The organism is Rhodoferax sp., assembly GCF_028714215.1.
Lineage (GTDB): Bacteria > Pseudomonadota > Gammaproteobacteria > Burkholderiales > Burkholderiaceae_C > Rhodoferax.
This window is the reverse complement of the sequence record NZ_JAQTMS010000064.1, coordinates 11,656-30,777: the sequence shown is the minus strand read 5'-3', so window position 1 is coordinate 30,777 and position 19,122 is coordinate 11,656. Positions and strand designations below refer to the sequence as shown.

The 19,122-nt window shown below is 60.7% G+C and carries 19 protein-coding genes; 13 read left to right on the top strand and 6 right to left on the bottom strand.

Features of this window, described 5'->3' with window-relative positions; all coding sequences use genetic code 11:
• Positions 1-193: hypothetical protein (locus tag PHS32_RS21135; RefSeq protein ID WP_301081295.1), on the top strand; the 193-nt coding region annotated here is incomplete at its 5' end.
• Positions 194-233: 40 nt separating this feature from the next.
• Here PHS32_RS21135 and lgt read toward each other — a convergent pair.
• A complete protein-coding gene (lgt, locus tag PHS32_RS21130; protein ID WP_301081294.1) occupies positions 234-1,043 on the bottom strand; it encodes a prolipoprotein diacylglyceryl transferase in 810 nt (269 codons plus the stop codon).
• A gap of 119 nt (positions 1,044-1,162) precedes the next feature.
• Here lgt and PHS32_RS21125 point away from each other — a divergent pair, with 119 nt between their 5' ends.
• Positions 1,163-2,011 (top strand): class I SAM-dependent methyltransferase, encoded by an 849-nt coding sequence (locus tag PHS32_RS21125; RefSeq protein WP_301081292.1) that lies wholly within the window; start codon positions 1,163-1,165, stop codon positions 2,009-2,011.
• 64 nt (positions 2,012-2,075) lie between these two features.
• Entirely contained in the window at positions 2,076-3,770 is a 1,695-nt protein-coding gene (gene ilvD / locus PHS32_RS21120; RefSeq protein ID WP_301081289.1) for a dihydroxy-acid dehydratase, read from the top strand.
• Between the two features lie 148 nt (positions 3,771-3,918).
• On the opposite strand, the gene PHS32_RS21115 is transcribed toward ilvD, so the two are convergent.
• Positions 3,919-4,164, bottom strand: a complete 246-nt coding sequence (locus tag PHS32_RS21115; RefSeq protein ID WP_301081287.1) for a TIGR04438 family Trp-rich protein — start codon at positions 4,162-4,164, stop codon at positions 3,919-3,921.
• 106 nt (positions 4,165-4,270) lie between these two features.
• Here PHS32_RS21115 and PHS32_RS21110 point away from each other — a divergent pair, with 106 nt between their 5' ends.
• Entirely contained in the window at positions 4,271-4,576 is a 306-nt protein-coding gene (locus tag PHS32_RS21110; protein WP_301081285.1) for a c-type cytochrome, read from the top strand.
• Positions 4,577-4,617: 41 nt separating this feature from the next.
• Here PHS32_RS21110 and acs read toward each other — a convergent pair whose 3' ends face one another.
• The gene (acs, locus tag PHS32_RS21105) at positions 4,618-6,615 is read right to left on the bottom strand and encodes an acetate--CoA ligase (RefSeq protein ID WP_301081282.1); all 1,998 of its coding nucleotides are present in this window, start codon (positions 6,613-6,615) and stop codon (positions 4,618-4,620) included.
• A 192-nt stretch (positions 6,616-6,807) separates the two neighbouring features.
• On the opposite strand from acs, the gene PHS32_RS21100 reads away from it, so the two are divergent.
• The 3 genes from PHS32_RS21100 to PHS32_RS21090 all read left to right on the top strand — a co-directional run bounded on the left by PHS32_RS21100 (position 6,808) and on the right by PHS32_RS21090 (position 9,663).
• On the top strand, positions 6,808-8,358 hold the full coding sequence (locus PHS32_RS21100; protein WP_301081281.1) for a fumarate hydratase: 1,551 nt from the start codon (positions 6,808-6,810) through the stop codon (positions 8,356-8,358).
• A gap of 179 nt (positions 8,359-8,537) precedes the next feature.
• Positions 8,538-9,248 carry a PEP-CTERM sorting domain-containing protein gene (locus PHS32_RS21095; protein ID WP_301081279.1) on the top strand — a complete coding sequence of 237 codons (711 nt, stop codon included), beginning with the start codon at positions 8,538-8,540 and terminating at the stop codon, positions 9,246-9,248.
• 109 nt (positions 9,249-9,357) lie between these two features.
• Entirely contained in the window at positions 9,358-9,663 is a 306-nt protein-coding gene (locus PHS32_RS21090; RefSeq protein WP_301081278.1) for a PilZ domain-containing protein, read from the top strand.
• A 5-nt stretch (positions 9,664-9,668) separates the two neighbouring features.
• On the opposite strand, the gene PHS32_RS21085 is transcribed toward PHS32_RS21090, so the two are convergent.
• On the bottom strand, positions 9,669-10,352 hold the full coding sequence (locus tag PHS32_RS21085) for a response regulator transcription factor (RefSeq protein ID WP_301081276.1): 684 nt from the start codon (positions 10,350-10,352) through the stop codon (positions 9,669-9,671).
• A 244-nt stretch (positions 10,353-10,596) separates the two neighbouring features.
• Here PHS32_RS21085 and PHS32_RS21080 point away from each other — a divergent pair, with 244 nt between their 5' ends.
• The 6 genes from PHS32_RS21080 (at position 10,597) to PHS32_RS21055 (ending at position 17,051) form a co-directional block, all read left to right on the top strand.
• Entirely contained in the window at positions 10,597-10,764 is a 168-nt protein-coding gene (locus tag PHS32_RS21080; protein ID WP_301081275.1) for a hypothetical protein, read from the top strand.
• Positions 10,765-10,830: 66 nt separating this feature from the next.
• Positions 10,831-12,051, top strand: a complete 1,221-nt coding sequence (dapC, locus tag PHS32_RS21075) for a succinyldiaminopimelate transaminase (RefSeq protein WP_301081273.1) — start codon at positions 10,831-10,833, stop codon at positions 12,049-12,051.
• 22 nt (positions 12,052-12,073) lie between these two features.
• On the top strand, positions 12,074-12,895 hold the full coding sequence (gene dapD, locus PHS32_RS21070) for a 2,3,4,5-tetrahydropyridine-2,6-dicarboxylate N-succinyltransferase (protein ID WP_301081271.1): 822 nt from the start codon (positions 12,074-12,076) through the stop codon (positions 12,893-12,895).
• 44 nt (positions 12,896-12,939) lie between these two features.
• The gene (locus tag PHS32_RS21065) at positions 12,940-14,103 is read left to right on the top strand and encodes a PilT/PilU family type 4a pilus ATPase (protein WP_301081268.1); all 1,164 of its coding nucleotides are present in this window, start codon (positions 12,940-12,942) and stop codon (positions 14,101-14,103) included.
• 21 nt (positions 14,104-14,124) lie between these two features.
• A complete protein-coding gene (prmB, locus tag PHS32_RS21060; RefSeq protein WP_301081267.1) occupies positions 14,125-15,111 on the top strand; it encodes a 50S ribosomal protein L3 N(5)-glutamine methyltransferase in 987 nt (328 codons plus the stop codon).
• Entirely contained in the window at positions 15,108-17,051 is a 1,944-nt protein-coding gene (locus PHS32_RS21055; RefSeq protein WP_301081265.1) for an ATP-binding cassette domain-containing protein, read from the top strand. Before prmB ends, PHS32_RS21055 begins: the two co-directional genes overlap by 4 nt.
• 15 nt (positions 17,052-17,066) lie before the next feature.
• Here the strand turns inward: PHS32_RS21055 and phbB are convergent, their stop codons facing one another.
• Positions 17,067-17,804: an acetoacetyl-CoA reductase gene (phbB, locus tag PHS32_RS21050; RefSeq protein WP_301081263.1), complete on the bottom strand. Its 738-nt coding sequence runs from the start codon at positions 17,802-17,804 to the stop codon at positions 17,067-17,069.
• An 89-nt stretch (positions 17,805-17,893) separates the two neighbouring features.
• Complete coding sequence (locus PHS32_RS21045) at positions 17,894-19,063, bottom strand: PQQ-binding-like beta-propeller repeat protein (RefSeq protein WP_301081261.1); 1,170 nt, start codon at positions 19,061-19,063, stop codon at positions 17,894-17,896.
• Positions 19,064-19,122: the final 59 nt, after the last annotated feature.

The following is a 19,122-nucleotide window of genomic DNA, read 5'->3' as shown; positions in this document are numbered from 1 at the left end:
GACAGGCTTGGTCCGGGTCGCCGTAGCCGATGCGCCGGCGGGACTGCCCGCGCTGGGCGGCGCCCCGGGGCAGCCGCCGTCGCCTCGGCCAGTGGCGCTGCTTTTGCGGCAGGCGGCACGGCATCAGTCGATGCTGCCGTCTTGCTGTTTCTGGGAAGCGGCGCAGGCAACAATTTCGAGACGCTGCGACTGATCCATTCGGAGGTGTTCATGCCGGGCACCCTCTGTTCGCGTCAGGGAGAAGGACGGGTCTGTGCCCAGAGCCACAGGCCTATACCGCCCGCAATCATGGGCAGACACAACCATTGCCCCATGCTCATGCCCAGCGACAGCAGGCCAAGATGCGCATCGGGCTCACGGAAGAATTCCGCGGCAAAGCGAAACACTCCGTAGCCCAACAAAAAGGCCGCCGCCACCTGGCCTTGTTTGTGCTCCTTGCGCGCATACAACCACAGTAACACGAACAACAGCAAGCCCTCGCCCAGAAACTGGTACACCTGCGACGGATGACGCGGCAAATCACCCGCGCCACGAAACACCATGCCCCAGGGCAAGTCCGGGCTGCACACGCGTCCCCACAGTTCACCGTTGATGAAGTTGCCGACGCGCCCGGCGGCCAGACCGGTAGGCACGCAGGGCGCCACAAAATCGGCCACCAGCAGCCAAGGTTTGCTGCGCGAGCGGGCGAACCAGATCATGGCGGCAATCACCCCCAGCATGCCGCCATGAAAACTCATGCCACCTTGCCACACGGCAAAAACCTCCAGCGGATGGGCCAGGTAGTAGAGTGGCTTGTAAAACAGGCAGTAGCCGATACGCCCGCCCAGCACCACCCCCATCACACCCATGAACAAAATGTCTTCCACGTCCTTGCGCGACCAGGCCGCCGCCCCCTTGAACGAGGCAAACGGCTCATGTCGCAGGCGTCTGAACCCCAAGAACACGAACAACCCAAAAGCAGCCAGGTAGGTCAACCCATACCAGTGAACCGCCAAGGGGCCAAGTTGCAGGGCGACAGGATTAATTTGTGGATGAATCAGCATGGACGGCATTGTGCACGCAAGTCGTCTGGCCTGGGATGCTCCGGCAAATCCTGGTCTTCCCGGTTCTACACTCACTCGCTGATCACATCCTTTGCCCTATTTGATAACCAACCGACACCATGACCCAGTTCCTCAGCGCCCAGGAGCAGTTTCTGGCAGACTTCCACGACCGAAATGCCGGTGTCACGACACGTGCCTACCAATCCCTGCCGGTGGCCATTGGCGGCAAGCCCTGCGCATCGTCGTACCAATGTCTGGCGAACCTGGTGGCGGCCGGCGACGGCGGCCACACCGTGCTGGACCTGGCGTGCGGTGACGGCTACCTTCTCTGGCTGCTGGCGCAGCAGAATCAGCCGCAACCAACCCTGATCGGGATCGACCTGAGTCAAGGCGAACTGGCGGCGGCGCGCACCCGACTGGGCGCATCGGTCACTTTGCTTCAAGGCAAAGCGCAGGCTCTGCCCCTGCCGAGCGCCTCGGCCGACTACGTTCTGTGCCATATGGCCTTGATGCTGATGGAGCAACTGGACCAGGTACTGGGCGAGGTCCAGCGCGTGCTCAAGGACGGCGCCATCTTTGCCTTTCTGGTGGGCGCCCGGCCGCCCCCTGGCGTGGCCTTCGATCGCTACCTGGCGCGGCTCCAGGCCATCAGGCAGCGCCACCCATCGAGCAGCCTGATTTTTGGCGATCGGCGGCTTCGCAGTCCCGAGGACATCCAGGCCTTGCTGGCGCCTGGCTTCGAGCGGGTGGTGATTGAAGAGTTGGTCATGCCACGCCGCTATACACCGCAGCAGTTGTGGACCTGGTTCGAAGACATGTACGACCTGCACCTGATGCCGCCGCAAGAACGCCAGCAGTTTCGCGACGAATATCTGGAAGAGATCCAGGCCCTTCGCGATGACGATGGCAAACTGGCGTTCACCGACAGCCTTCGACTGGTAAGCGCCGTAGTCCGTAAAATAGACTAGGCAAGCCACCAGCCCAGCGCCTGTATCGACCTGAAAACCACAACCGCATCACACGAGAGCTCCCATGGACAGCAAACCCGTCATCCTGAATCCGCGCAGCAAGAACATCACCGAGGGCAAGTCGCGGGCACCGAACCGCTCCATGTACTACGCCATGGGTTACCAGGCCGAGGATTTCAAGAAGCCCATGGTCGGTGTCGCCAACGGCCACAGCACCATCACACCCTGCAACAGCGGTTTGCAAAAGCTGGCCGATGCCGCCATCGCGGCGATCGAGGAAGCTGGCGGCAACGCCCAGGTGTTCGGCACCCCCACCATTTCCGACGGCATGTCCATGGGCACCGAGGGCATGAAGTATTCGCTGGTCAGCCGCGAGGTGATCTCCGACTGCATCGAGACTTCCGTGCAGGGCCAATGGATGGACGGCGTGCTGGTGATCGGCGGCTGCGACAAGAACATGCCCGGCGGCCTGATGGGCATGCTGCGCGCCAATGTGCCGGCGATTTTTGTCTACGGCGGCACCATCCTGCCGGGCCACTACCAGGGCAAGGACCTCAACATCGTCAGCGTGTTCGAAGCTGTTGGCGAAAACGCCGCCGGCCGCATGAGCGACGAGGATTTGCTGGAGATCGAACGCCGCGCCGTGCCCGGCCCCGGCTCCTGCGGCGGCATGTACACCGCCAACACCATGTCGTCCGCCTTCGAGGCGTTGGGCATCTCGCTGCCCTACTCCAGCACCATGGCCAACCCGCACGACGAGAAGGTCGATTCGGCCCGGGAATCGGCCAGGGTGCTGATCGAGGCCATCAAGAAAGACCTGAAACCGCGCGACATCGTGACCCGCAAGTCGATCGAAAATGCGGTCGCCGTGATCATGGCCATCGGCGGCTCCACCAACGCCGTGCTGCACTTTCTGGCGATCGCCCACGCAGCCGGCGTAGAGTGGTCGATCGACGACTTCGAGCGGGTGCGCCAGAAGACCCCGGTGCTGTGCGACCTCAAGCCCAGCGGCCGCTATCTGGCGGTCGACCTGCACCGCGCCGGCGGCATTCCGCAGGTCATGAAGACCTTGCTGACGGCCGGCTTGCTGCACGGCGATTGCATCACCATCACCGGCCAGACCATTGCCGAGGTGCTGCGGGACGTGCCCGCTGCGCCGGCAGCGTCCCAGGACGTGATTCGTCCGCTGTCCAATCCGATGTACCGCCAGGGTCACCTGGCGATCCTGAAGGGCAACCTGGCGCCCGAGGGTTGCGTGGCCAAGATCACCGGCCTGAAGAATCCGGTGATAACCGGCCCGGCGCGCGTCTTCGACGACGAACAATCCGGCCTGGCGGCGATTCTGGCCGGCAACATCAAGGCCGGCGATGTGATGGTGCTGCGCTACCTGGGCCCGAAGGGCGGCCCCGGCATGCCCGAAATGCTGGCCCCCACCGGGGCGCTGGTCGGGCAAGGGCTGGGCGAGTCGGTCGGTCTGATCACCGACGGCCGCTTCTCCGGCGGTACCTGGGGCATGGTGGTGGGCCACGTAGCGCCCGAGGCGGCAGTCGGCGGCACCATCGCCTTCATCCACGAAGGTGACTCCATCACCATCGATGCGCATCGCCTGCTGCTGCAACTCAATGTCAGCGACGAGGAAATAGCCAAACGCCGCGCCGCCTGGACGGCGCCGGAGCCGCGTTACACGCGCGGCGTGCAAGCCAAGTTCGCCTTCAACGCTTCCACCGCCAGCAAAGGCGCCGTGCTGGACAATTATTGAGGTCTTGCGGGACAGACCAAGGCTACAGGAGCGCAGCGAGTGAGCTTGCTCTGTCCTCAACTCGAACCGGGATGTCGGAAGTCCACCTTGCGGGACAGACCGCAGCTACGCGAAGCGAGCAAGTTCTGTCCCCAACCGTGCGGCCTCGTCAAGGCTTCTTTTTTCTGGCCTGCGTTCCTATGGCGTCGCGGCTTCTGTCGATGCGTTCCTGTCGCCGCGCGGTTTCACGTTCCATGGCCTTCTTTTTGGTGTATCCCGACCAGTCCGCCCAGGACCACCAAAGCACGGCAAGGCCAAAAGGCGACAGCACCAGCCACCAGTTCCAGGCGGCTACCGGGCCTACTGCAAAATATTTCATGACTAGAAGAACCAGCCCAAGTCCCAGTAAATACACGGTCTCTCTCCTGTGGAAAAGCAATTGGCAAGTCGGCAGTGACGGACCAGGGTCGGTCACTACAATGCCCTTGGGCAACTGTAACCCAAGCCATGAGGGAAAAATAATGAGACTGGCTGTCTTTGTGTTGGTTACGACAATTTCGCTTGCGGCACCGGCGCTGGCCGATCAAGCCTTGGCCAAGTCAAAGAACTGCTTCTCCTGCCACGCCATTGATAAAAAAGTGGTGGGCCCGGCGTACCAGGACGTGGCAAAAAAATACGCAGGTCAAAAAGACGCCGTGGACAAGCTGGCCAACAAGATCATGAAGGGTGGCGCCGGCGTTTGGGGCGTGGTACCGATGCCGGCCAACAGCCAGGTCAGCGAGGGGGAAGCGAAAAAACTGGCGGCCTGGGTCTTAACCCTGAAGTAATTTATTCACAGGCCGACCTGTCTGGCCTTCCCCCCTTGGCATCAATAGGTGTGGCCCAACTGGGTCAGAATGGCCGGGTTCTCAAGGGTCGAGGTGTCCTGGGTAATTGATTCCCCCTTGGCCAGCGAACGCAGCAAACGCCGCATGATCTTGCCGGAACGGGTTTTCGGCAGGTTCTCACCAAAGCGAATGTCCTTGGGCTTGGCAATCGGGCCAATCTCCTTGGCCACCCAGTCCCGCAGTTGCTTGGCAATGGCGTGCGCCTCGTCGCCGGTCGGACAAGGGCGCTTGAGAACCACAAAGGCGCAGATGGCCTCGCCAGTCAGGTCGTCCGGCCGCCCCACCACGGCCGCCTCGGCCACCAGATCGGTCTTGGCCACCAATGCCGATTCGATCTCCATGGTGCCCATGCGGTGGCCCGACACATTGAGCACGTCATCAATGCGGCCGGTAATGCGGAAATAGCCCCGGTCTAGACTGCGCACGGCGCCATCGCCGGCCAGGTAATAGCTGCCCCCCATTTCCTCCGGGAAATAGCTCTTCTTGAACCGCTCAGGGTCATTCCAGATGGTGCGGATCATGGACGGCCAGGGCCGTTTCACCACCAGCATGCCGCCGGAACCGTTGGGCACGTCATGGCCCGCTTCATCCACGATCGCCGCCATGATGCCCGGCAGCGGCAAGGTGCAACTGCCTGGCACCAGCGGTGTGGCACCCGGCAGGGGCGAGATCATGTGGCCCCCTGTCTCCGTTTGCCAGAAAGTATCGACGATGGGGCAACGGGAACCCCCGATGTTTTTGTAGTACCACATCCAGGCTTCCGGATTGATGGGTTCACCAACCGTGCCCAGAATCCGCAGGCTGCTCAGGTCGGAGCGCGCGGGATGCGCTTTTTCGTCACTCTCGGCCGCCTTGATGAGGGAGCGGATGGCGGTCGGCGCGGTGTAGAAAATGCTGCACTTGTGACGCTCTATCATCTGCCAGAAGCGGCCCGCGTTGGGGTAAGTCGGAATGCCCTCAAAAATGATCTCGGTGGCCCCGGCGGCCAGCGGACCGTAGGCCACATAGGTGTGACCGGTAATCCAGCCGATGTCGGCTGTGCACCAGAATACATCGGACGGCTGCAGGTCAAAAACCCAGTCCATGGTCAACTTGGCCCACAACATGAAGCCGCCCGTGGAATGCTGCACGCCCTTGGGTTTGCCCGTGGAGCCGGAGGTGTAGAGGATGAACAGCGGATGTTCGGCGCCAACCGACACTGGCGCACATTGGGTGCTTTGACCGGCCAGAGCCTGCGCAAAAGTGAGGTCGCGTCCGCTCACCATTTGGCAGGCGGTGGCGGTGCGCTGGTAGACGAAGACCGTCTTGATCGACTCGCAACCACCCAGTGCCAGGCCCTCATCCACGATGGACTTGAGGGGCAACTCCTTGCCGCCGCGCATCTGGGCGTTGGCGGTGATCACGGCCACGGCACCGGCGTCGATCACGCGCTCCTGCAGCGCCTTCGCCGAGAAGCCGCCAAAGACCACGCTGTGCGTGGCGCCAATGCGGGCACAGGCCTGCATGGCAACAACCCCTTCCAGCGACATCGGCATGTAGATCAGCACCCGGTCGCCCTTTTGAATGCCGTGCGCCTTGAGCGCGTTGGCAAACTGGCAAACGCGCGTCAGCAGTTCCCGGTAGCTGGTTTTTGTGACCGTGCCGTCGTCAGCCTCGAAAATCACGGCTGTTTTATTTTCGACCGGCGTGCCCATGTGCTTGTCCAGGCAATTGGCCGAGGCATTGAGTTCACCGTCTTCAAACCATTTGTAGAAAGGTGCCTGGGATTCGTCCAGGGTCTTGCTGAAAGGCTTGCTCCACACCACGTTCTCGCGCGCCAGTCGGGCCCAAAAACCTTCAAAGTCGGCCGCCGCTTCGGCGCACAAGGCGTTGTAACCGTCCATGCCGGAAATGCGCGCGGCTTTCACGAACGCTTGGTCAGGCGGAAAAACGCGGTTCTCGACCAGGACAGACTCAATGGCGGTGGATGGTGCACTCATGGGTAAGACTCCTCTCGTTGATTTAATCTGTCCGCCACTTTCACGGTTTCCACTTACAGGCCACTGACTGGCGTCAAACTTACTTCATTTAGCACCATGGGAGCCGCCTGTAGCAGAGGTGCTACTGGTTAAACTTGCCGGCGTTGTCACAAATTCTCCGTTTCCGCCGACCAACCGAGGTTTTACTTCACCATGACCACCATCCGCCAGTCCGACCTGATCGAGTCCGTTGCCGCCGCCTTGCAGTACATCAGCTACTACCACCCGGCCGACTACATTGCCCACCTGGCCCGCGCCTACGAGCGCGAGCAAAGCGCCGCGGCCAAGGATGCCATTGCGCAAATTCTGACCAACAGCAAAATGAGCGCCACCGGGCACCGTCCGATTTGCCAGGACACCGGCATCGTCAACGTGTTCCTGAAAGTCGGCATGGACGTGCGGTGGGACGGTTTCACCGGCAGCCTGGATGACGCCATCAACGAAGGCGTGCGCCGCGCCTACACGCACCCCGATAACACGCTACGCAAGAGCGTGGTGGCGGACCCGCAGTTCGAGCGCAAGAATACCAAGGACAACACGCCGGCGGTCATCTTTACCGACATCGTGCCCGGCAACAAGCTTGAGGTGACAGTGGCCGCCAAGGGCGGTGGCAGCGAAAACAAAAGCAAGATGTACATGCTCAACCCGAATGACTCCGTGGTCGATTGGGTGCTGAAAACGGTACCTACCATGGGCGCTGGCTGGTGCCCGCCCGGCATCCTGGGCATCGGCATTGGCGGCACCGCCGAAAAAGCGGTGGTGATGGCCAAGGAGAGCCTGATGGACAACCTGGACATGCACGAGCTGCAGGCCAAAGCCGCCAGTGGACAAAAGCTAACGCAAACCGAAGCCTTGCGGATTGAATTGATGGACAAGGTCAACGCGCTGGGCATTGGCGCGCAAGGCCTGGGCGGCCTGACCACGGTGCTGGACGTCAAAATCAAGATGTACCCGACCCACGCGGCAGGCAAACCGATTGCCATGATTCCGAACTGCGCCGCCATGCGCCATGCGCATTTTGTGATGGATGGCAGCGGCCCGGTCTATTTGACTCCCCCGTCGCTCGATACATGGCCCGATGTGCAATGGGCACCCGACTACATCAAGAGCAAAAAAGTCAATCTCGACAGCTTGACCAAGGAAGAGGTGGCGAGTTGGAAACCGGGTGACACCTTGCTGCTCAACGGCAAGATGCTGACGGGTCGCGATGCCGCCCACAAGCGCATCAAGGACATGCTGGCCAAGGGCGAAAAGCTGCCGGTAGATTTCACCAACCGCGTGATTTACTACGTTGGCCCGGTCGACCCGATCAAGGGCGAAGCGGTCGGCCCGGCCGGCCCCACCACCGCCACCAGGATGGACGGCTTTACCGAGATGATGCTGGCCGAAACAGGCTTGATTGCCATGATCGGCAAGGCCGAGCGCGGGCCGGTCGCGATCGAGGCCATCAAGAAACACAAGAGCGCCTATCTGATGGCCGTCGGCGGTGCCGCCTATCTGGTCTCCAAGGCCATCAAAACGGCCAAGGTATTGGGCTTTGCCGACCTCGGCATGGAAGCAATCTATGAATTTGACGTGGTCGACATGCCGGTCACCGTGGCGGTTGATGCGGGGGGCACCAGCGCCCACATCACCGGCCCGGCCGAGTGGCAGAAACGCATAGCAAGCGGCGAGTTCAAGGGAATCGGCGTCACCAGCGCCTGATCGCCACCCCCTTGCTACCAGATCGACTGGTACCGAACTACCACCCGGGCGTGAAAAAATGTTGATGCCAAGCTACTAGCGAATAGGTGGTCTGACGCCATTCACACTGCGGCTGGACGCTCCGAAAATTGACTCATCGCTGGAACTGATCAGCGATAACAAACTTTCGGAGAGTCCTCATGAACCGCAATCTGAGCCGCATTTTCGCCCTGACCCTGTTGGCATCCCTGACGCTGGCCAGCAGCCAGGTGTTGGCCGACGACAATGGATCCGGCAGCCAGGTATACGTCAAGGAAACCGCCACCGTCAGCGGCAAGACTCTCAATCTGGTGCTGCCCATCCAAAGTGGCGCGCATGATTACTTCAGCGGCTCGGCGAACATCAGTGTCGGCACGACATCGAGTAACGGTACGTCATTTCTGGCCTATTGCATCGATCCGTTTCAATGGTCTTCGTCATCCAGCTTGTCCTATAACGTTTCCAGCCTGAGTTCGTTGGGTAGCACGCAAGCGGCCGACGTCAGCAAGCTTTACTCCCAGTCCTATGCCAGTACCAGCGGCAACAGCGTCAATAGCGCCGCCTTCCAACTCGCCTTGTGGGAACTGGCAAAGGACGATGGGGTTCTGACCAGCGGCGTCGTACGCACCACGGACTCGACCAATTCGACGGTTGAAGCCGCCGCCAGCAGCATGATCAACAACGCCAAAAATGACGTGGCCGGTTCGACGCAATACGCCTTCAACCTTTACAGCAACGGCTATAAACAGGACTATCTGGTCGCGTCCATTGCCGCCGTCACGCCGGTTCCCGAGCCTGAGACTTACGCCATGTTGCTGGCCGGACTGGGGCTGATCGGATTCACTGCCCGCAGGCGTCTGCCGTCAAGGTAGCCGCACCTTCTTGCGGTCCTCCATTGACAAATGGTGTTACAAATAAAATGATCCAACCCGATGTCGCCGCCCAAAGCTTGCGCTACAGTTGGCAAAAAGAGGATCTAGCATGACCAAAGTCGCAACAAACACATCGAACAGGCATCGCCGGCACGCCAGAATCAGCACGGAACTGCCAACTTGCGTCAAAGGGATGCAGGGCGTCACGCGTGACATCAGCGCCAGCGGCTTGTATATCGTGCAAAGCAGCGAGCAAAAGATGGGCTCCCATATCGATTTCTGGGTCGACCTTGATACACCGGGCGGCAAATTGAAATTGTGTTGCGAGGGAGAAGTGGTTCGCGTCGAGGCCGTCGAAGGCAGGTTCGGCATCGGTGTCAAGATTCTGAGTCAAGTCATCAAGAGTTACGACTAGGAGCCCTAACCCGGATTGCCGCGGGACTGCGAGCTGCAGAAAACATAGAGTTCCAGGCGATTGGCGACACCCAATTTTTCGTAGATGGCGGCCAGGTGATTGCGCAGCGTATGTTGACTGATAAACAACTCATCGGCGATTATTTTGAGTTGTTTGCCGGACGAAGCCACCACCGCTTGCAGCACCTTCTCCTCTTTTTTGGTCAGGCTGGCCAATAGTTTTTCTTCCGGCGCCGCGCCCTTCGGTGCATGCGCCTTGGCGACGCCCAACAAAATGCGTGCGGTGGCGTCACGGTTCAGCCAAAGCTCGCCCTGGTGAATCTTCTCAATCGCGTTAAACAACATTTTGGGAAGATCATCTTTTCCCACTACCCCGCGCGCGCCCGTGATGATGGCCTGATCATGCAGGGCCAGATCCTTGTTGCCGGTCAAAACAACAATCTTGGCGCGACACTGGGAATGCAACAAGGGGATCAGATACAGGCCGCTATCCTCCCCCATGTCAAGTTCCAGAATGATGATGTCGGGGTCGTGCTGGCCGATCTGAGCCAAGGCTTCATCCCGGCTGGCGGCCACACCACATACCGCGAAGCGGGTGTCACTCTCGATCAACAATTTCAAGCCGGCAAGAACGATTCGCTGGCCATCAATAAGCAGTACGCGGATGGGATCTTTTACTGGCGGTCGCATTGTTCATTGAGCCTGTAGTGTCAGGCGGTTTCAGGCTGGGTCGAAAAGGTTGGATTCATTCAATTGAGCTGCCAGGAACTTCAATTCTCACGGGCCAAGCATCTTACCGCGATCTGATTGGCCGTCTTGAGCCCCAGGCAGGACCCTGCAATTTGGCCTATTTCTCATTTCACGGGCATCGCTTCTGGTCGCGTGCTGGCGCATACTACGGACCTCCCAGCAAGCACCAACCCAGGAAAGATCCATGACCATCTGCCCCATCGCCATCGTCGCCGGATGTGAAAAATGCCCGGCTTTCAAAATCTGCCCGCTCAAATCACTGCTGGGCGACGCACCCAAGACCGCCGAGACTGAAGCTGCCGGAAAGCCGGCGGCAAAGACCACCGCGGCGCGCAAGAAAAGCAAGAAATAAACCGCTGTCGCTCACCGCTTGGGTGGGCTGACGGCAAGTGCCGCACAGGCGGGATAATCGGCTCCCATGAATCCACTGCTTTCCCTGCTTCAGCCCTACCCGTTCGAGCGGCTGCATCAACTGCTCAACAGCGTCACCCCGAACCCGAACCTGCGCCCTATCAGTTTGGGCATGGGTGAGCCCAAACACCCGACGCCTGCGTTCATTCAGCAGGCAATGATCGATGCGCTGCTGAGTACGCCCAGCGGCTTGGCGACTTACCCGGCAACCGCCGGCGACATCAAGCTGCGGACTGCTTTTGCCGACTGGCTTAAACATCGTTATGACCTGGCGTTGGACCCTGCCAGCCAGCTGTTACCGGTGAACGGCTCGCGCGAAGCCCTGTTTGCACTGACCCAAACCATTGTCAATCCGGGACTGGCCAAGCGCGCCCCCGAACCGGCTCCGGTGGTGGTCTGCCCCAATCCGTTCTACCAGATTTACGAGGGCGCGGCACTGCTCGCCGGGGCCGAACCCTACTTTGTGCCAACCGACCCGGCGCGAAATTTTGCCCAGGACTGGGACAGCGTACCGCAAGCGGTCTGGTCCCGCACCCAGTTGCTGCTGGTCTGTTCGCCCGGCAACCCGACCGGCGCCGTGATGCCGCTCTCCGAGTGGGAAAAACTGTTTGCTTTGAGCGACCGCCATGGCTTTGTGATTGCCTCGGACGAGTGCTACAGCGAAATCTACTTCCGTGACGAGCCCCCACTGGGCGGCTTGGAGGCGGCGGCCAAGCTGGGCCGCAACGATTTCAGAAACCTGATCTCGCTCACCAGCCTGTCCAAACGCAGTAACGTGCCAGGCATGCGCAGCGGCTTCGTGGCCGGCGACGCAAGCATCATCAGGCAATTTTTGCTCTACCGCACCTACCACGGCTGCGCCATGAGCCCCGTGGTGCAGGCCGCCAGCATTGCCGCCTGGCGCGACGAGCAGCACGTGATCGAAAACCGGGCTCTGTACCGCAGCAAATTCGCCCAGGTCACGCCCCTGCTGGCCGAGGTGCTGGAGGTGGCGCTGCCGGATGCCGGTTTTTACCTTTGGGCCAAGGTCAATGGCAGCGACACGGATTTCGCGCGGGATCTGTTCGCTCTTTACAATGTCACGATTTTGCCGGGCTCTTACCTGTCCCGCACCCGTCAGGGTGCGAACCCGGGTGAGCAACGGATCCGCATGGCACTGGTGGCCGAAACGGCTGAATGTGTCGAAGCGGCACAGCGCATCGTCCAATTTGTCAAAACCCGAACTTGAACCGCACCGAAAGACACTTTTCATGACGCAACAACTGCAAAGAATAATTGAACTGGCGTGGGAAGGCCGCGCCTCCCTCAGCGCCGAAAACAGTCCCCAGATTCGTGAAGCGGTTGAACACGTGATCTCGGATCTCAACAACGGCCATTTGCGCGTTGCCACTCGCAACGGCATCGGTCAATGGACTACCCACCAATGGATCAAGAAGGCCGTGCTGTTGAGTTTTCGCCTGACAGACAACACCATCATCAGGGCCGGTGACCTGGGTTTTTACGACAAGGTGCCGACCAAGTTCGCCCACCTGGACGAAGAAGGCATGCGAGCAACCGGTGTGCGCGTGGTGCCGCCTGCCGTAGCCCGGCGTGGCAGCTTCATTGGCAAGGGCGTGGTTTTGATGCCCTCTTACGTCAACATTGGCGCCTATGTGGACGAGGGCACCATGGTCGACACCTGGGCTACTGTCGGATCCTGCGCGCAGATCGGAAAGAACGTGCATTTGAGCGGCGGCGTCGGTATCGGCGGCGTGCTGGAGCCGATGCAGGCCGGCCCCACCATCATCGAAGACAATTGTTTTATCGGCGCCCGCTCGGAAGTGGTCGAGGGCGTGATCGTGGAAGAAAACTCGGTCATTTCGATGGGTGTTTACCTCAGTCAGAGCACCAAGATTTATGACCGAGCCAGCGGCACCGTGAGCTATGGCCGCATCCCGGCCGGCTCGGTGGTGGTGTCCGGCAATTTGCCCAGTGCCGACGGCAAATACAGCTTGTATGCGGCGATCATCGTGAAACGGGTGGACGCCCAAACGCGCGCCAAGACCAGCCTCAACGACTTGCTGCGCGACTGAGCGCTGTTCTCCCGACCACACAGCACGAAAACAGGGGCAGCAACATGGCAGAAATCCGCGGTACCGGCACGATGGAGCGCATCCTTCGCCTGATGGGTGAAAAGAAGGCCTCGGACATCTACCTGTCGGCGCACTCGCCGGTACTGATCCGGATCAACGGGCAATGCGTGCCGATCAATAGCCAGATCCTTCCCCCCGACGGACCGCGCAATTTATTGGCCGAAATCCTGTCCCCCGAGCACATGCAGGAACTGGAAGAAAGCGATGAGCTGAACATGGCGTGGGGCCTGTCGGGGGTGGGTCGGTTTCGCATCAGCGGCATGCGTCAGCGTGGCACCCTGGCCGCCGTGATCCGTTTCATTTCGATTGACATTCCGCCGCTCGCCACCTTGTCGGTACCCCTGATCCTGGGTGAATTGGTGATGGAAAAAAGAGGCTTGCTGCTGATGGTGGGTGCCACCGGAACCGGTAAGAGCACCACCCTGGCATCGATGCTCGATTACCGCAATGAGAATGTGGCGGGCCACATCCTGACGATTGAAGATCCGGTCGAATTCCTGTTCAAAAACAAACGCTCGGTGGTCAATCAGCGCGAAGTCGGGATGGACACCAAATCGGCCCAGTTGGCCCTTAAAAACGCCTTGCGCCAGGCACCGGACGTGATTCAGATCGGCGAAATCCGCGATCGTGAAACCATGTCTGCCGCCATCGCCTACTCCCAGTCAGGGCATTTGTGTCTGGCCACCATGCACGCCAACAACAGCTACCAGGCGCTCAACCGGGTTCTGAGTTTTTACCCGGTGGAGGTCCGTCCCACCATGCTGGGCGATCTGGCCGCGGCCTTGAGAGCCGTTGTGTCGCAGCGACTGCTGCGCAGCACCACCGGTGGCCGCATACCGGCGGTGGAACTTTTGCTGAATACCAAACTGGTGTCCGAGCTGATTGAAAAAGGGGATTTTTCAGGCCTCAAAGAGGCCATGGAAAGCTCCATGACCGAAGGCAGCCAGACTTTCGAGCAGTCCATCGCCAGCCTGATCATGCAGGGTACTGTGGATCGCAAGGAGGGCCTGGCCAATTCCGACTCGCCCACCAATCTGATGTGGCGCTTGCAAAATGACTTCAGTGCCGCCGCCAAACCGGTGGAAGATGCGGAGGACCCGGACGACGAACCCTCCTTCACCGAAATCACGCTGGATGTGAAGCACTGAGTCGAGAGTGCGACTGTAGTCATGACTGTTTTTGAATTGATAGCAGCGGGAGAGCGTCAGCTCAGCGCGGCAGGGGTGGCGTTTGGCCACGGCACCAGCAACGCTTTTGACGAGGCCGCGTGGCTGGTTTTGTGGCAATTGGGTCTGCCGCTCGACACACCTCTGGATGACCCGAACGGCGTCTCCAGCCAGATACCCAGCGATCGGCAGCAGCAACAGATAGCCGAACTTTTCAGGCAAAGAATCGAATCCCGAAAGCCGGCCGCCTACCTGACGCAGGAAGCCTGGTTGCAAGGCCATGCGTTTTATGTCGACGAGCGCGTTATCGTGCCACGCTCCCTGATCGCCGAACTGCTGGTGAGTGGTGCCATCGACCCCTGGTTGAGCGCCGCCACGCATCGGGTGCTGGACCTGTGTACCGGCAATGGCAGCCTGGCGGTGCTGGCCGCCCTGGCCTATCCGGAGATCAAGGTGGACGCCAGCGACATCTCGGTTGACGCGCTGGCGGTGGCCCGCATCAATGTCGACCGCTACCAGCTGCAGCAGCGCATCACCCTGCTGACTTCGAATGGACTGGCCAGCGTCCACGGTCCCTACGACCTGATCTTGTGCAACCCGCCTTACGTCAACGCCGGCAGCATGGCCAGCCTGCCGGCCGAATACCGGGCGGAACCGGCGCTGGCGCTGGACGGCAATGCGGCGGGCGGCAGCGACGGCATGGACTTCATCCGTCAACTGCTGCACGACGCCTCGCCCCACATGACCGAACAGGCCGTGCTGCTGCTGGAAATCGGCCACGAACGCCAGCACTTCGAAGCCGCTTTTCCCCGACTGGAAGCGGTCTGGCTGGAAACCAGCGCCGGTGCCGACCAGGTCCTGCTGCTGACCCGTCAAGCACTGCTGGCCCAGCACAAACGCCGGCCGGACAGCCCTGGCCGGTCCAACCCGCAAACCACCGCGACGCAAGAAGATGACGTCGCTCAACCTCAACCGAACCCTGCCCCTTGATCACTCTTAAAAACGTCACTCTGCGCCGCGGTGCCAAAGTGCTTCTCGACGCCGCCAGCGTCACCCTCAACCCGGGCGAGAAAATCGGCCTGGTGGGGCGCAACGGGGCTGGCAAATCCTCCCTGTTTGCACTGTTCAACGGCAACCTGCACGAAGACGCCGGCGAGTACTACATCCCGCCCCAATGGCGCATGGGCCAGGTGGCGCAAGACATGCCCGAGACCGGCCAAAACGCGACCGACTTCGTGGTGGAGGGCGACAGCGTGCTGCTGGCGGCACAACAAGAGGTCGCGGCGGCGGAAGACACCGAAGACTACGACCGCATGGCGCACGCCTACATGGCGCTACAGGATGCCGGCGCCCATGATGCCCCGGCGCGAGCCCAGGCACTGATCCTGGGGCTGGGTTTCAAGACCACCGAACTGAGCAATCCGGTCAACAGTTTTTCCGGCGGCTGGCGCATGCGGCTGCAACTGGCCCGCGCCCTGATGTGCCCGTCCGAACTGCTGTTGCTGGACGAACCGACCAACCACCTGGACCTGGACGCGCTGGTGTGGCTGGAAGCCTGGCTGAAACGCTATGAAGGCACCTTGATCGTGATCAGCCACGACCGCGAATTCCTCGATGCCGTGACCAACGTCACGCTGCACATCGATGCCGCCAAATTGGTCCGCTACGGCGGCAACTACAGCAAATTCGAAGACATGCGCGCCGAGCAGATGGAACTGCAGCAAAACGCCTTTGCCAAGCAGCAGGACAAAATAGCCCACCTGCAAAAATTCATCGCCCGCTTCAAGGCCAAGGCCAGCAAGGCCAAGCAGGCGCAGAGCCGGGTCAAGGCACTGGACCGCATGGAGAAAATCGCGCCCTTGTTGTCGGAAGCCGATTTCACCTTCGAATTCAAGGAACCGGCCAATCTGCCCAACCCCATGCTGTCGATGACCGGCGTCAGCTTTGGCTATCCGCCGCCGGATGGGGCGCCGGCGGGCACGCCGCCCAGCGTGATCGTGCGCAACGTCAGCCGCTCGGTGCTAGCCGGCCAGCGCATCGGTATTCTGGGCGCCAATGGACAAGGCAAATCGACCGTGGTGAAAACCATTGCCCGGGAGCTGAAGGCCATCGGCGGCGAGATCACCGAAGGCAAGGGCCTCAACATTGGCTACTTCGCCCAACAAGAACTCGATGTTCTGCGGCCGCTCGATACGCCACTGGAGCACATGATCCGCCTGGTCAAGGATTTGAGCGCCGCCGGCAAGATCGCTGGCCAGGCGACCCGGGAGCAGGATCTGCGCAGTTTTCTGGGCACTTTCAACTTCGGCGGCGACATGGTCAAACAGGCCGTCGGCAGCATGAGCGGCGGCGAAAAAGCGCGCCTGGTGCTGTGCATGATCGTCTGGCAACGGCCCAATCTACTGCTGCTGGACGAGCCGACCAACCACCTGGACCTGGCGACCCGTGAAGCGCTCTCCATGGCGCTCAACGAATTCGAGGGCACCGTCATGCTGGTCAGCCATGACCGGGCCCTGCTGCGCGCGGTCTGCGACGAGTTCTGGATGGTTTCGCGCGGTGGCGTCGCGCCCTTCGACGGCGACCTGGACGACTACCAGCGCCACCTGCTGGACGAAGCCCGGCGCCAGCGCGAAGCCATCAAGGAAGCCGCCAGCAGCGCTGCCAAAGCACAGCGCAAGGCCCTCGCGGCGGCGCCGGTGCAGCCCAAAACAAAGAGCGCGCCCCAAGGCTCCCTGAAGCGGCAACTCGATGAAATCGAAGCGCGCATGGCGGTGCTCAATCTGGAAGGCGCAGCGCTGGAGGGACACCTGTCCAATTCACCACCGCTGGCCGAAATTGCCGAACTGGGCAGACGCCTGAAAGCCGTCAACGATGAATTGCAGAGCCTGGAAGAACAGTGGTTGACGCTGTCGGAGGCCTTGACGGTTTAACGGCCGAAACCGTCCTCAGCCCATGTGCAAGCCGCCATTGACCGAGAAATCGGCACCGGTGGAGTAGCTGCCGTCATCCGACGCCAGCCAGGCAATGATGGAGGCAATTTCGCTCGGCTCACCGAGCCGCTTGACCGGCACGGTGGCGATGATCTTGTCGAGCACGTCCTGCCGGATCGCCTTCACCATGTCGGTGCCAATATAGCCCGGGCTGACCGTGTTGACGGTCACGCCCTTGTTGGCCAATTCCTGCGCCAAGGCCATGGTGAAGCCGTGCATGCCGGCCTTGGCGGCGGAATAATTGGTTTGTCCGGCCTGACCCTTGGCGCCATTCACCGAGGAGATGTTGATGATCCGGCCCCAGCCCTTGTCCACCATGTCGGCGACCACCTGCTTGGTCACGTTGAACATCGAGTTCAGATTGGTTTCGATCACCGCGTCCCAGTCGTCACGCGTCATCTTGACGAACATGCGGTCCCGCGTGATGCCGGCATTGTTCACCAGCACGTCAATGCTGCCATGCTCCGCCTTGGTCTTGCTGAAAGCCGCCACGGTGGAATCCCAGTCCCCCACATTGCCAACCGAAGCATGAAAGGTGAAGCCCAGTGCCGCCTGCTCAGCCAGCCACTTGGCGTGGTCGCGGGTCGGGCCACAACCAGCGATGACGCGGAATCCTTCCTGGTACAGACGCTGGCAAATGGCGGTTCCGATGCCGCCCATGCCGCCGGTGACGTAGGCTACTTTTTGACTCATGGCTATGCTCCCAATAGATTGAGGAATCAGTGTTTAAGGTGTCACTATAGCGACTAATCTTCTTCCCCGCATGGCGGAATACACGGAGGTCAGCGCTTGCCCAGGGCCGCCTTCCAGTCGCGGAATACGTCAATGTCGAAGCCATCCGGATAAAACAGGTAACCAGGCTTATGACCCTTGGTATCGGTCACGCCGTATTGCCAGATAAATTCCTTGGTCTTGCGGTCTATCACCAGGACGCGGTCGCGCAAATCATCGACCACGAAGATGTCGCCGGTGTCAGGCAGTTCGCGGGCAATGCTGGAATGGTCCAGCATCTTCTCGCCCTCCTTGACGAAATACTCCCAACTTATTTTGCGGGTGGCCGGGTCGAAGATCACGATGCGCCCGGGCTTCCAGAAATCGGCCACGATCACCTGCTTGCCGTCCACCGTCATGAAGGCGTCCGACGGATAGCGGATGTTGGGCGCCTTGACACTCCACAGCACCTTGCCTTCGCGCGTGATGCGCGAGATCCAGGAACCAGTGATTTCGGTCACCAGAATGTCGCCATTCTCCAGTGGCGTGGCGCCGTTGGGATGGCCCAGCTCGTGCGGCGGATTGTGGCGGCATTTGCCGGGTGTGCCCCATTGCGTGGCAACGCTGTTGTCCTTGGGATCGATGATCAAAACACGGCAATTACGGATATCGGCAGTGATGAACTTGCCGTCGGCCAGCAAATGGGCATCGTCCGGATAATTCAGAAAACCCGGCGCCTTGCCGCGAAAGTCGGGGGTGCCATAGGTCCAGGTCAGCAGCTTCTTTTCGTAATCGACGATGTGCACGTCGAAGTTGTCTTCCTCGCTCACCGCCAGCAGCTTGCCGTCGGGGGAAAAGTTCACGTCCTCGTTGCCGCGGTAGATTTTCAAACCCGGTGAAGCAAACTCCCAGATGATGCTTTTGTCGGGCGCGATCTGAATCAGCCGGTTGTTGCGCCGGTCCGCAATCACAACCGGGTACGGCAGCGGCTTGCCCCACGACGGCACCGGGTTTTTCCGACTGCCGGTGACCGGCGGCACGGGTGGCAGCGTGACGCCGCTGGAGACGATACCGGCCCCGGTCATTTCTGCATTGACCGTCACCTCGATCCCGGGCGCCTTGGGCTTGCGCGGTCGGGCCAGTTCCTGCGCGGACGCCGAGCCGGCCGTGGTACTCAGGATCAGCAACAGCGCAGCCAGGCCCCTGCCCAGTGACCGGGATTGTTGTGTGTCTTGCTTCATGAATTGTTCCTTGTCTGGTGTGCTGTGTTGCAAATCTACGATTCTTTGTCTACCGGAGA

Excerpts from the sequence above, each read along its gene's own strand:
- PHS32_RS21090 (WP_301081278.1), top strand. The coding sequence starts at position 9,358 with ATGACCAAAGTCGCAACAAACACATCGAACAGGCATCGCCGGCACGCC.
- PHS32_RS21085 (WP_301081276.1), bottom strand. The coding sequence starts at position 10,352 with ATGCGACCGCCAGTAAAAGATCCCATCCGCGTACTGCTTATTGATGGC.
- acs (WP_301081282.1), bottom strand. The coding sequence starts at position 6,615 with ATGAGTGCACCATCCACCGCCATTGAGTCTGTCCTGGTCGAGAACCGC.
- phbB (WP_301081263.1), bottom strand. The coding sequence starts at position 17,804 with ATGAGTCAAAAAGTAGCCTACGTCACCGGCGGCATGGGCGGCATCGGA.
- PHS32_RS21065 (WP_301081268.1), top strand. The coding sequence starts at position 12,940 with ATGGCAGAAATCCGCGGTACCGGCACGATGGAGCGCATCCTTCGCCTG.
- dapC (WP_301081273.1), top strand. The coding sequence starts at position 10,831 with ATGAATCCACTGCTTTCCCTGCTTCAGCCCTACCCGTTCGAGCGGCTG.
- PHS32_RS21100 (WP_301081281.1), top strand. The coding sequence starts at position 6,808 with ATGACCACCATCCGCCAGTCCGACCTGATCGAGTCCGTTGCCGCCGCC.
- PHS32_RS21080 (WP_301081275.1), top strand. The coding sequence starts at position 10,597 with ATGACCATCTGCCCCATCGCCATCGTCGCCGGATGTGAAAAATGCCCG.
- PHS32_RS21125 (WP_301081292.1), top strand. The coding sequence starts at position 1,163 with ATGACCCAGTTCCTCAGCGCCCAGGAGCAGTTTCTGGCAGACTTCCAC.
- PHS32_RS21095 (WP_301081279.1), top strand. The coding sequence starts at position 8,538 with ATGAACCGCAATCTGAGCCGCATTTTCGCCCTGACCCTGTTGGCATCC.
- lgt (WP_301081294.1), bottom strand. The coding sequence starts at position 1,043 with ATGCTGATTCATCCACAAATTAATCCTGTCGCCCTGCAACTTGGCCCC.
- ilvD (WP_301081289.1), top strand. The coding sequence starts at position 2,076 with ATGGACAGCAAACCCGTCATCCTGAATCCGCGCAGCAAGAACATCACC.
- PHS32_RS21045 (WP_301081261.1), bottom strand. The coding sequence starts at position 19,063 with ATGAAGCAAGACACACAACAATCCCGGTCACTGGGCAGGGGCCTGGCT.
- dapD (WP_301081271.1), top strand. The coding sequence starts at position 12,074 with ATGACGCAACAACTGCAAAGAATAATTGAACTGGCGTGGGAAGGCCGC.
- prmB (WP_301081267.1), top strand. The coding sequence starts at position 14,125 with ATGACTGTTTTTGAATTGATAGCAGCGGGAGAGCGTCAGCTCAGCGCG.
- PHS32_RS21110 (WP_301081285.1), top strand. The coding sequence starts at position 4,271 with ATGAGACTGGCTGTCTTTGTGTTGGTTACGACAATTTCGCTTGCGGCA.